Origin of the sequence: Sinimarinibacterium thermocellulolyticum (assembly GCF_040327995.1) — a bacterium.
GTDB classification, from domain to species: Bacteria; Pseudomonadota; Gammaproteobacteria; order Nevskiales; family Nevskiaceae; genus Solimonas; species Solimonas thermocellulolyticum.
The window spans coordinates 25114-36360 of the sequence record NZ_JBEPIJ010000023.1 but is presented as its reverse complement, the minus strand read 5'-3'; the positions used below and the strand labels follow the sequence as shown (position 1 = coordinate 36360).

The following is an 11247-nucleotide window of genomic DNA, read 5'->3' as shown; positions in this document are numbered from 1 at the left end:
TGGAGCTATGCCAAGAACTGGCTCTACATGTACCGTGGCGTGCCCCGGCAATACTTCCACCTGTACCTGGCCGAAGTTTGCTACCGGTTCAATCACCGGCACGAAAACCTGCAACCCTTGCTGTTCAAGCTTCTCAAGCAGATCTCAATCCAAGAGCTACGTCCAATTCTGGTCCGGAAAGGTTAGGAATTACCTTGAAGAACTGCACGTCCTCGAGCACTTCTTCCAGCGCCGGTACGCAACACGTCCGGACTTGGCGAGCGCGAATCGCGGCCTGTGGGTCTTGATTCGCGTTCCCGCAGCCCGCGTCGCCCGGCGGCGCTCGACAGGCGAAAGAGTGCTCAGCGGTCAGCGCTTCGACGTCGCCGTGAGCCCCGCACACGCATCCCGCAGGCACCGATACCGGCCAGCAGCAACCAAAGCAGACCGCCGCCGAGCGCGCCGCCGCCGGTCGACCGCACCACCGGTGACGCGGTGGGCGTGGAGGTCGGCGTCACCGTTGGCGTCGGTGTCGGCGTGACCGAGGCGGTGGGCGTTGGGGTGGGCGTGGCACCTGCGCTCGGCGTCGGCGTCGCGGTAGGGGTGGGCGTTGCGCTCGGCGTCGGCGTGGGCGTCGCGGTGGGGGTCGGCGTTGCACTCGGCGTCGGCGTGGGCGTCGGACTGGGCGTCGGGGTCGGCGCGCCGTTCTCGCAGGCATCGCCGGTGCCGTCACCGTCGGCATCGGCCTGATCGGCATTGGCGACCGTGGGGCAGTTGTCGAGGCCGTCGACGACACCGTCGCCGTCGCCGTCCACCGGCATGCCGCCCGGATCATTGGACGCCACCACGCCGATCGCCGCCTCGCAGTAGATGAACGGGTCGTCCTGCGGCGTCGTGCCGGTGGGGTCGCCGCCGAAAAGGTTGGGCAGGAACGGCGCGACGTTGTCCCAGTACAGCTTGCGCTCCTGGATGATCAGGGTCTGGAACTCGCAAAAGCCGTCGGGCTTGTCGTTAAGTATGGTGCCCAAATTGAGGTGCCCCAGCGCCTTGGTGACGACTTCCTTTTCGACTTCGCCGGTCACATCACCCCAGCCGATCTGCAGCCACGGCGCCAGCGGATTGACCGGCAATCCGCCCAGATCGAAGACGCCGGCCACCGGATCGTACTCCTCGATGCCGGGAATCCACGCCGCCTGTTCGAGCGCGCGGCGCAAAAACCAGTTGTTGATCTCGAAGCCGCGGCCGCGCGCCATCACCGGCCGGCCCTCGACGTCGACGATGCCGCCGCTGTGACCCAGCAGCGTGCGCGCACGCAGCAGCACGCGCGAAGCCACACCCGCGGCGCGCGGGGTCGAGAAGCTGGTGCCGGCGACGAACTCCTCGAGTTCCGACTCGCAGTCCATGCAGTACGGCAGCGTCTGGGTGAAGTCCGAGACGAAATCCGGGAAGACGCCGGAGATCAGCGTATCGCCTTCCGACGAACCCTCCTCGATGCCGCCGACGCCGATGCTCCACCACGGCCCGGCGCCCGCGCGAAACGGCGTCAGACCCGGACCGTTGCCGCCGGAGCTGAAGTGCAGCTTGCCCATCTCGACCACGGCCTTGTAGGTGTTGTGGAAGGCGCGCGTCTCCGGCAACGGGAAGCCGGTGCTTGGAATCGACACGCCATAGCTCGTGGTGACGATGTCGACCTCGGGATGCAGGAAGGCGAAGTCGTGCGCTTCGTCGCTACCGAGCGCACCTTCGGTTTCGACGAACAGAATGATGGCGTCGGGATTGGCGTTGAGCACCGCCGCTGCCGTGCCCAGCCCATGCGGACTCTTCTCGGGGGTCGGGATCAGCGGCGGCAGGCCGGCACCGACCAGCGAGGTGGCGATGATGTTGGTGCCGCGGAAGTGATAGAGCTGTCCCGGCACCACGCTGTCCCAGAACGCCCGATCCGCCGCGACATCGTTGGCGAAGTTGCCGGTACGCGTCAGCGTGACCACGTTCTGCGGCGGCACGCCGAAGGCTTCGAGCACCTCGCGCGTGACCGAAGACGGCGCACCGTCGCCGTACAAGGGGCCTCCGGTGTAGAACAGGTCATGGTAGGGGTTGATCGCCGAATCGATGTCGGCGACGACGACGCGCGGACGCCCCGGCGCCGACGGAATGCCGGTGTAGCCGCTGCCGTCGCCCGGATCCGCACCGCCGCCATCGCCGGCACTGCCGATGTCGGCGATCACCGAGCCGCGCACCGTGGTCGGCGGATTGAGCCATCCGGCGGCGCGCGCGCCGTAGTCGCCGGCGGGCGCATCCGTGATCTGCACCTGCTCGAAGGCGCCCTGGGATTGGTCATTGGCCGACGCTCGCTCGCTGCCATCCGGCAGCGTCACGTACAGATCGATGTCGCTGCCAGCGTCGTCCCACTCGATGCGCACGCGCAGTTCGCTGGCGACGCAACCGGCGGGCACGCTGAACGGCTCCGCCGCGGTGGGGGCCAGTTCGACCCCGCCGACGGCCGGACCGACTTCGACCGTCCATTCGTGCAAGGTCTGAGTGCCGGCGGGCAAGGCGCATTGCGCGGATGCCGACAACGGCAAGGCGACGGCAGATGCGGGAATCAGCAGCGCGGCAAGGCGCGTCCACGCCGTGTGCGGCCACGACGGCCGGGTCTGAGAAACCATCATGAGATCGACTCCCTTCAAGTGCAGGCGCGAACGCGTCGCGCCCGATCCCGACCCCGGTTCCCCCTGAAGAACCCGGGTCTTCGTCGTGCGTCGACGCAGGATGACGGCCCGACTCTAGACCCCGCGATACCGGGCCACAATAGGCATTTCACCTCAGAAGCCTGGGAGGGGATTCGCGGCCGGCCGTCCCTGACGGGCCGCGAACGCTCGAAAACGGGCGCGCGGCCGCCCGCACCGCGTTGCGGGCCGGTCAGCGCGAAAGATAGACCTGCGCGCCCTGCTGCCTGAACTCGGCCGCCTTCTCCGCCATGCCCTGCGCGAGCGCGGCCTCGTCGTCGGTGCCGACCTTCGCCGCGTAGTCGCGCACGTCCTGGGTGATCTTCATCGAGCAGAAATGCGGCCCGCACATCGAGCAGAAATGCGCCAGCTTGGCGCCCTCCTGCGGCAGGGTCTGGTCATGGAAGTCGCGCGCCTTCTCCGGGTCGAGGCCGAGGTTGAACTGGTCTTCCCAGCGGAATTCGAAGCGCGCCTTGGACAGCGCGTTGTCGCGCACCTGCGCGCCGGGATGCCCTTTGGCGAGATCCGCCGCATGCGCGGCGATCTTGTAGGTGACGATGCCCTCGCGCACGTCGTTCTTGTCCGGCAGGCCCAGGTGCTCCTTGGGGGTCACGTAGCAGAGCATCGCGCAACCGTACCAGCCGATGTTGGCGGCGCCGATGGCGCTGGTGATGTGGTCGTAGCCGGGGGCGATGTCCGTCGTCAGCGGCCCCAAGGTGTAGAACGGCGCCTCGAAGCAGTGCTTGAGCTCTTCGTCCATGTTCTCCTTGACCAGGTGCAGCGGCACGTGGCCGGGGCCTTCGATCATCACCTGCACATCGTGACGCCAGGCGATCTTGGTCAGCTCGCCGAGGGTGTGCAGTTCACCGAACTGGGCGTCGTCGTTGGCGTCGGCGATGCACCCCGGACGCAGACCGTCGCCAAGACTGAAGGACACGTCATAGGCCTTCATGATCTCGCAGATTTCTTCAAAGTGCGTGTAGAGGAAGTTCTCCTGGTGATGGGCGAGGCACCACTTGGCCATGATCGAGCCGCCGCGCGAGACGATGCCCGTCACGCGGTTCGCCGTCCACGGGATGTAGCGCAAGAGAACACCGGCGTGGATGGTGAAGTAATCGACGCCCTGCTCGGCCTGCTCGATCAGGGTGTCGCGGAAGATCTCCCAGCTCAGCTCCTCGGCACGGCCACCCACCTTTTCCAGCGCTTGGTAGATCGGCACGGTACCGACCGGCACCGGCGAGTTGCGCAGAATCCACTCGCGCGTCTCATGGATGTGCTTTCCGGTCGACAGATCCATGACCGTGTCCGCGCCCCAGCGAATCGCCCAGACCATCTTCTCCACCTCTTCGGCGATGCTGCTGGTGACCGCCGAGTTGCCGATGTTGGCGTTGACCTTTACCCGGAAGTTGCGGCCGATGATCATCGGCTCGAGTTCCGGGTGGTTGATGTTGGCCGGAATGATCGCCCGGCCGCGCGCGACCTCGTCGCGCACGAACTCGGGTGTGATCTCGTCCGGCAGCAGCGCGCCGAAACGCTGGCCGCGGTGCATGCGCTTGAGATAGCCGGCCTTGGCGTAGACCTCGCGCAGCTCGGCCAGCCGCGCGTTCTCGCGCACCGCGACGAACGCCATCTCCGGCGTGACGATGCCGCGGCGCGCGTAGTGCATCTGCGTGACGTTGCACCCGGGCTTGGCCTTGCGCGGCGCGCGCACATGTGCGAAGCGCAGATGCGCGGTTTTGTCGTCGGCGGCGCGGATGCGGCCGAAGATCGAACTCGGCGCGGACAAGCCCTCGGTGTCGCCGCGCGCCGCGATCCAGCCCGCGCGCAGCGCCGGCAAGCCCTTGGCCAGGTCGATGCGCGCATCGGGGTCGGTGTACGGTCCCGAGGTGTCATAGACCGTGACCGGCGGATTGGGCTCCAGACCGCTCGCGCTGCGCGTCGCCGACAGGCTGATCTCGCGCATCGGCACGCGCACGCCCTGCGGGCCGTCGACATGGATCTTGCGGCTCGCCGGGAACGGCCTGCGCAGTTCGGCGGAGAGTTCCTCGGCTTTGTGGAAGATCGAATCGGCAACGGCGCTCATCGGTTCGCTCTCGCTGTGCGATGAGGTCGGGCACTGGCGCCGGGCCGTAGACACTCGCCTGCGCCAGCCTTCCCTCACCGCGGGGGACGGTCAGGTTCCAAGGGTTTGATCTCAGCCTGCGGACGACAGCGTCTGCGCGGCACCCCCGGCTAGCCGCGCTAGTCTAGCGCCGCAGCGGGGCGCCGGCATCCCGGATGCTCGCAGCGGCTCGTGCCTGTTCGCGCAGCGTAAGGTGGCGCGCTTGCGCTATGCTCGGCCGACGCGGCCGGAGCCGGGTGAGCAACGATTAGCGGCCGACGATCGAGGGGATGCCGTGACCGCAGATCCGATCACCACCGTGTTCCTGCCGGTGGCGCTGGGCTTCATCATGTTCGGCCTCGGCCTGTCGCTGCGCGTGGCCGACTTCACCCGCGTGTTGGTGATGCCCAAGGCCGTGTTCGTCGGGCTCGCCTGCCAGGTGATCCTGCTGCCGCTGGTCTGCGTCGGCATTGCCCATGCGTTCGCACTCGAGCCGGCGCTCGCGGTCGGCCTGATGCTGCTCGCCGCCTCGCCCGGCGGCGCCACCGCGAACCTCTACAGCCATCTCGCCAACGGCGACGTCGCGCTCAACATCACGCTGACGGCGATCAACTCGGTGCTCGCGATCGTCACGCTGCCGATCGTGGTCAATCTGTCGATGCTGCACTTCTACGGCGAGGGCAAGGCGATTCCGCTGCAGTTCGCCAAGGTCGTGCAGGTGTTCGTCATCGTGCTCGGCCCGGTCGCGCTGGGCATGCTGCTCAACGCCAAGGCGCCGGCGCTGACACAGAAACTGGTCAAGCCGGTGAAGTGGCTGTCGATCCTGTTCCTGATCGCGATCATCGCGCTCGCGGTGAGCAAGGAGAGCGGTAACATCGGCACGTTCGTGCAGGTGGTCGGCGGCGCCTGCCTCGCGTTCAATCTGATCAGCCTCGCCGTCGGTTACGCGGTGCCGCGACTGCTGGGCCTGGGCGAGCGCCAAGCGATCGCGATCGGCATGGAGATCGGCATCCACAACGGCACGCTGGCGATCGCGGTGGCGCTGTCACCGCTGATGCTCGACAACCCGACGATGGCGATCCCGCCGGCGGTCTACAGCATCATCATGTTCTTCACCGCCGCCGCCTTCGGCTGGTGGGCGAACCGGCGCCTGCGTGCCGGTGCTCAGGCGGCCAACCCTTCCGGCTTGTAGGCCGAGATGTCGCGCAGCAGGTCGTCGGCCGAGAGCTGCGTCGCGTTCTTGCCGCCGAGGAAGCTGGTCAGTCCGGCCTTGGCGTAATGCGCCTTGATGCGCTCGCTCATCAGGCCGATGTATTCGAGGTTGGGGATCAGGCGCAGGAACATCAGGTGACGGAACGCCGCCATCGACGGCGCGTTCATGACGATCTCGTCCCAGTCCTTGAGCGACAGGCGTCCCTCGAACCACTCGTAGTAGATCTCGTGCGAGAGGAAGCGGTTGCGCATCAGCAGCGCGACCTCGTAGGCCCAGTCCTCGCGTTCGCGCACCTCGGCGGGGCTGAGCTGGCGCGTGATGTGATCGCGCAGCGCGAGCACGCCGTAGTGCACGTGGCGCGCTTCGTCCTGGATCACGTACTTGAGTAACTGCTTGAGCAGCGGCTCGCGGGTGAAGTTGTACATCGTGCCGAAGGCGCCGAGCGCGAGGCCCTCGACCATGATCTGCATGCCGAGAAACTTCACGTCCCAGCGGCCGTCGGTGAGCAGGTCGTCGAGGATCACGAACAGGTTGTCGTTGACCGCATAGACCTTCTGTAGCTTGGTGTCGAGATAGCGGTAGAACACTTCGAGGTGGCGCCCCTCGTCCATGACCTGGGTGGCGCCGTAGAACTTGCCGTCGAGCCAGGCCACCGATTCGGTCACCTGCGCCGCCGCGTACAGCGCGCCCTGCTCGCCGTGCATGAACTGCGACAGCGTCCAGCTCGCCAGATCGTTGGCGAAGCGCAGCTTCTCCTTGGCATTGAGGCGAATGCCCTTCTCGGCGAGCCCCGCGAACGGCGGATAGTCGAGCGGCATCACCGCCGTGTCCGGGTTGTCGGGATCGACCGCGATGCTCCAGTCCAGATCGCGCTCGCCGTTCCACTGCCCGGCGACGGCACGTCGGTAGAGCTCGTACATCTGCGGAAACTCGTTCTGGTAAGTCAGATCGAAATGCGCGGCATGGTGGGCCCGCATGGCCACCGCATCCCCGGTGCGTCCCTTGCCGAGCACCAGGCCGCGCATCACCGACGGCGCCATGCTCGCGGCAACCCGCGCATTGCCGACACTGCTCATCACGCGCAGATTGTCGAGCACGCCGTAGATGCGGTTCTGCGCCTTTTGCGGCAGGCCGTCGAGCATGCGGTCCATGGTCGTCGTGGCAGACATCGTGATCTCCTTCAAGCGTCGATCGTCAGAGGGCCCGTGGCGCAGGCCGAACAGGCCAGCGTCCAGCCGGCGTTGCGCTCGGCCTCGGACAGGCAGTTGGGTTCATTGAGCAGCGGCGTACCGTCGAGCACGCGGACCTTGCAGTGGCCGCAGCCACCGACGGTGCAGCTGTATTCGAGCGCGATGCCGGCGCGCAGGCCGGCATCGAGGATGGATTCGCCGGGTTGCTGCTCGACGCTGCGGCCGCTGCGCGTGAACGTGATCGGCTGCGGCGTCGTCGGTCGCGGCTGTGGGCGCGGTGCCGGGATGAAGCGCTCGCGGTGGATGCGCGCGGCCGGCACGCCGGCCGCGCGCAGCGCCGCCTCGGCGGCATCCATCAGACCCTGCGGTCCGCAGAGATAGTGTTCGGCGGCGGCCGAGGGTTGCAGCAGCGCGCGCAGTTGCGCGGCATCCGGGCGGCCGCCGGCGCTGGCGTGCTGCACGAGCTGCAGCGCAGGATGCCGTGCAGCAAGTTGCCGCAGGCGTTCGGCAAAAATCGCACGCGCCGGATCGCGATTGACATACACCAGCCGCACCGCACGCTGCGGATCGCGCGCCAGCGCGGTTTCGGCGAGGCTGATCACGGGTGTGATGCCGCTGCCGCCGGCGAGCAGCACCAAGGGCGCGCGCGTATCGTCCGGCAGCACGAAATCGCCGGTCGGGCCGATCACGCTGTAGCGCGTGCCGGGGCGCACGGCGCGCAACACGTGCTGCGAAACGCGTCCATCCGGCAGCGCCTTGATCGTGCACGCCAGCGGCTGCCCTTCGGCACTGCTGATCGAGTACGCGCGGCGCTGCGCTTGGCCGTCGATCTCGAAACAGTGCGTCAGATACTGACCGGCGCGAAACGGAATCGGCCGCCCGTCCTCCGGGTGCAGCACCAGCGTGACCGCGTCCTCGGTCTCGCGCCGGACTTCGACGACCAGCACCGCGCGCGGCACGGTCGGCGCATGCAGGCTCCAGCGCTGGGCCGGCCCATGCGGGCGCGGCAACACGATGCGGCGGCGACTCGCAGCGATGGCGGTACGGACGCTCATCGACCCTCCGGTGGCGATGCTCCTCGCCCGCGACTATAGCGCTCTGCCCGCCGCGAGTCAACCGATCGTTCAATTACCCGGTTCGACACCGCGCGGCGGCCGTCCGGGTCTTGCCCGCTATGCGGTGTGCGGCGCCGGCGTCGTGCGCGACTCGTCGCGCGCGACGAAGTACAGCGCCGCGTAGATCCGCGGCTCGATCAGACGACCCTCGCTCGCGCGTTCGAGCAGCCAGCCATCGACGGCGTCGAGCGGCACGCGGTGCACGACGATGTCCTCGCCATCGACCCCGCCGCCGTCGTGCACGCGCCTCAGGTCGTGCACGCGGACCAGGTGCAGCATCTCGCTGGTCAGGCCCGCGGCGACCGGGCCGCAAGTCAGCGACTCGACGCGCGCGCCGCGATAACCTGTTTCCTCCTCCAGTTCGCGCAGCGCGGCATCGGCCAGGGACTCGCCGGCGAAGCGCGCCTCGTCGCCCATCATTCCGGCCGGCAGCTCGATGGTGCGCGCGCGCAGCGGCACGCGGTACTGCTCCACCAGCAGCAGTTCACGCGCCGCGGTCACCGCGACGATGAACACCGCACCGCTGCTGTTGGTGCGCGTCACGTATTCCCAGCGGCCGTCGCGCAACAGGGCGAGAAAACGCCCCTCGTGCAAGGTCTCGGTTTCGTTCATGTTTTCAAAGCTGATGGCGCGCACGGCAACTGCCGCCGCGGGGCCGCTCATCGGACATCCGCCCGCGCTCGTGTACGAAAATAACTACATTTGTGGTCCGGCATGGGAGGCTGTGAAGCACACCCCCACGCGGTCCGTGCCGATGTCGATTCTCCCTGCTCGCCACTTGCATCGCCAGCCGGGGCTGCTGCTCTGCGTCGCTGCCTCCGTGCTCGCCGCCGCGCTCGTCTCATCACCGCCGGCGCAGGCCGAGGCGATCCATCAGATCGTGTCCTACGGCCAGAGCGTATCGCTCGGCACCGGCGCCGTACCGCCGATCAGCACCGAACCGCATCCGTCCAACCTGATGTTCTCGTCGGGCGTGCGTGCGCAATTCGGCGAGGGCGATGCCGCCGCCAACCGCGCAAGTCTCGTCCCCTTCCAGGAGTCGCGTTACTACTGGCTCGGCGAGACGCCTGTCGCCGGCATGCTCCAGATGATCGATCAGATGCGCATGCAGGAAGACGGCCACCGGTCCGCGGATCTGGGCATCCGCTATCTCGGCAGTGCGCCCGGCAAGGGCGGGCAGACGGTCAAGGCCCTCTCTTTCGGCAGCTCGCCGTTCGAACAGCTGATCTGGGACTTGTATTTCGGCCATGCCCATGCGCGTGTGCGCAACGCCGAATACCGACTCGGCGCCGTCACCTGGGGCCAGGGAGAAAGCGACCAATACTGGGGTACGGATGCGCAGACCTACCGCGCCGGCGTCGATGCCCTGCGCCGGCAGATCGACTGGGTCAACGAGGTGATCACGGGCAGCGCCGAACGCGTACCGATGATCGCCTACCAAGTGTCCGCACACCTCGCCGCCGGCAGCGCCCGTCCGGACATCGCCCTCGCCCAGCTCGAACTCGGCCGAACCCAGCCGGACTTCCACCTCGCCACGCCGCTGTACATGATGGACTTCGTCGACGAGTTCCACCTCGATGCGCGCTCCAGCAAGTGGCTGGGCGCCTACTTCGGCCTGGTCTACAAACGCGTGGTCATCGACGGCGGGCGCTGGCAGCCCTTGCTGCCGCTGCGGGCGCGCTCGATCGACCGTGTCGTCGTCGTGGACTTTCATGTGCCGGTACCACCGCTGGTGTTCGACACCGTGCAGGTCGCCGATCCCGGCCAGTACGGGTTCCGTGTGGTTGACCCCGATGGTCGCGACAACCCGATCACCGGCATCGCGATCGACCGCGCCGGCACCCGCGTCTGGATCGCGGCCGCACGGCCGATCGCCGCCGGCTCTTCGCTGCGCTACGCCTGGGACGGCGACAAGCCGTCGGGCCGCCTGACCGGCCCGCGCGGCAACCTGCGCGACAGCCAGGGCGACCGCTTGGTCTTCGATCCCCAGGGCATCGCCGCGCCCATGCACAACTGGTGCGTGATCTTCGAGCTGTCGGTCGAGCCGCTTTAGGACGTTCCGACAGACCAGCGCTGCGCCGCATGACCGGCGCCTTCGCCCTGGGCAAGCCGGGGCGTCAGCCAGGCCAGCGCCTCGGCGATCGGGGCCTGCGCCGCATACGGCGGATTGATGACCAGCAGGCCGCAGGCGCGCATCTCGCCGTCGGCGGCGTGACTGACGCAAAGCTGCAGGTTCAGGGCCTCGCGCGCGGTCTCGCGCCGCATCCGGCGCAGCCAGCGCTCGGTCGCGTACCGCTGCTTGAACGGATACCAGACTGCGAACACGCCGCCGGCGAAGCGGCGCAGGCCCTCGGCGACGAAGGCGGCGCAGGCGTCGAACTCGTCGACGCGCTCGAACGGCGGATCGACCAGCACCAGCCCGCGTTTCTCGGCTGGCGGCAGCAAGGACGCCAGCTCGTAGCCGTCGCGCCGGTGCACATGCACGCGCGGATCAGCGAGCATCTTGCCGCGGAGCTGCTCGGCCACGGCCGGCACGCGCTCACACAGCAGCAGCCGGTCCTTGGCACGCGCCGCGGTCAGCGCCAAGAGCGGCGAGCCGGGATAACGGCGCAGCGCACCGTCGGGATTGCGCGCACGCACGACCGCGAGCCAGTCGGCGACGGCCGGCGGCGCGCCGTCTGCCGCCCACAGCCGCGCGACACCGTCCGCGAACTCGCCCGTGCGCAGCGCCGCTTCGTCGGACAGGTCGTACTCAGCGGCGCCGGCGTGGGTATCCAGGTAGCACCAGGGCTTGTCCTTGGCGCTGAGCGCACGCAGCAGGGCGAGCAGTAGCACATGCTTGAAGACGTCGGCGAAGTTGCCGGCGTGGTAGCGATGTTGATAGTGCATGGCGGCATTATCGGCGTCGCGTCGAGCAGCCGCT

The 11247-nt window shown here is 68.1% G+C and carries 8 protein-coding genes and 1 pseudogene; 3 read left to right on the top strand and 6 right to left on the bottom strand.

Going from position 1 to position 11247, the window contains the following annotated elements:
- Nucleotides 1-186, top strand: a pseudogene (locus tag ABSH63_RS14445) (IS1595 family transposase); the annotation flags it as partial.
- A gap of 155 nt (nt 187-341) precedes the next feature.
- Here ABSH63_RS14445 and ABSH63_RS14440 read toward each other — a convergent pair.
- Nucleotides 342-2648, bottom strand: coding sequence for a thrombospondin type 3 repeat-containing protein (locus tag ABSH63_RS14440; protein ID WP_352890624.1), 2307 nt, complete (start codon nt 2646-2648; stop codon nt 342-344).
- A gap of 250 nt (nt 2649-2898) precedes the next feature.
- Complete coding sequence (gene thiC, locus ABSH63_RS14435) at nt 2899-4788, bottom strand: phosphomethylpyrimidine synthase ThiC (RefSeq protein ID WP_352890622.1); 1890 nt, start codon at nt 4786-4788, stop codon at nt 2899-2901.
- A 313-nt stretch (nt 4789-5101) separates the two neighbouring features.
- Here thiC and ABSH63_RS14430 point away from each other — a divergent pair, with 313 nt between their 5' ends.
- Entirely contained in the window at nt 5102-5998 is an 897-nt protein-coding gene (locus ABSH63_RS14430) for a bile acid:sodium symporter family protein (protein WP_352890620.1), read from the top strand.
- Here the strand turns inward: ABSH63_RS14430 and ABSH63_RS14425 are convergent.
- The 3 genes from ABSH63_RS14425 to ABSH63_RS14415 all read right to left on the bottom strand — a co-directional run bounded on the left by ABSH63_RS14425 (nt 5971) and on the right by ABSH63_RS14415 (nt 8936).
- Entirely contained in the window at nt 5971-7188 is a 1218-nt protein-coding gene (locus ABSH63_RS14425) for a ferritin-like domain-containing protein (RefSeq protein WP_352890618.1), read from the bottom strand. The genes ABSH63_RS14430 and ABSH63_RS14425 overlap by 28 nt on opposite strands.
- An 11-nt stretch (nt 7189-7199) precedes the next feature.
- On the bottom strand, nt 7200-8264 hold the full coding sequence (locus tag ABSH63_RS14420; RefSeq protein WP_352890617.1) for a 2Fe-2S iron-sulfur cluster-binding protein: 1065 nt from the start codon (nt 8262-8264) through the stop codon (nt 7200-7202).
- A 117-nt stretch (nt 8265-8381) separates the two neighbouring features.
- Entirely contained in the window at nt 8382-8936 is a 555-nt protein-coding gene (locus ABSH63_RS14415) for an NUDIX hydrolase (protein WP_352890616.1), read from the bottom strand.
- A gap of 142 nt (nt 8937-9078) precedes the next feature.
- Here ABSH63_RS14415 and ABSH63_RS14410 point away from each other — a divergent pair, with 142 nt between their 5' ends.
- Entirely contained in the window at nt 9079-10377 is a 1299-nt protein-coding gene (locus ABSH63_RS14410) for a hypothetical protein (protein WP_352890614.1), read from the top strand.
- On the opposite strand, the gene ABSH63_RS14405 is transcribed toward ABSH63_RS14410, so the two are convergent.
- Complete coding sequence (locus tag ABSH63_RS14405) at nt 10374-11213, bottom strand: 23S rRNA (adenine(2030)-N(6))-methyltransferase RlmJ (RefSeq protein ID WP_352890612.1); 840 nt, start codon at nt 11211-11213, stop codon at nt 10374-10376. The genes ABSH63_RS14410 and ABSH63_RS14405 overlap by 4 nt on opposite strands.
- Between the last annotated feature and the right edge of the window lie 34 nt (nt 11214-11247).

Excerpts from the sequence above, each read along its gene's own strand:
- ABSH63_RS14440 (WP_352890624.1), bottom strand. The coding sequence starts at position 2,648 with ATGATGGTTTCTCAGACCCGGCCGTCGTGGCCGCACACGGCGTGGACG.
- thiC (WP_352890622.1), bottom strand. The coding sequence starts at position 4,788 with ATGAGCGCCGTTGCCGATTCGATCTTCCACAAAGCCGAGGAACTCTCC.
- ABSH63_RS14425 (WP_352890618.1), bottom strand. The coding sequence starts at position 7,188 with ATGTCTGCCACGACGACCATGGACCGCATGCTCGACGGCCTGCCGCAA.
- ABSH63_RS14420 (WP_352890617.1), bottom strand. The coding sequence starts at position 8,264 with ATGAGCGTCCGTACCGCCATCGCTGCGAGTCGCCGCCGCATCGTGTTG.
- ABSH63_RS14415 (WP_352890616.1), bottom strand. The coding sequence starts at position 8,936 with ATGAACGAAACCGAGACCTTGCACGAGGGGCGTTTTCTCGCCCTGTTG.
- ABSH63_RS14410 (WP_352890614.1), top strand. The coding sequence starts at position 9,079 with ATGTCGATTCTCCCTGCTCGCCACTTGCATCGCCAGCCGGGGCTGCTG.
- ABSH63_RS14405 (WP_352890612.1), bottom strand. The coding sequence starts at position 11,213 with ATGCACTATCAACATCGCTACCACGCCGGCAACTTCGCCGACGTCTTC.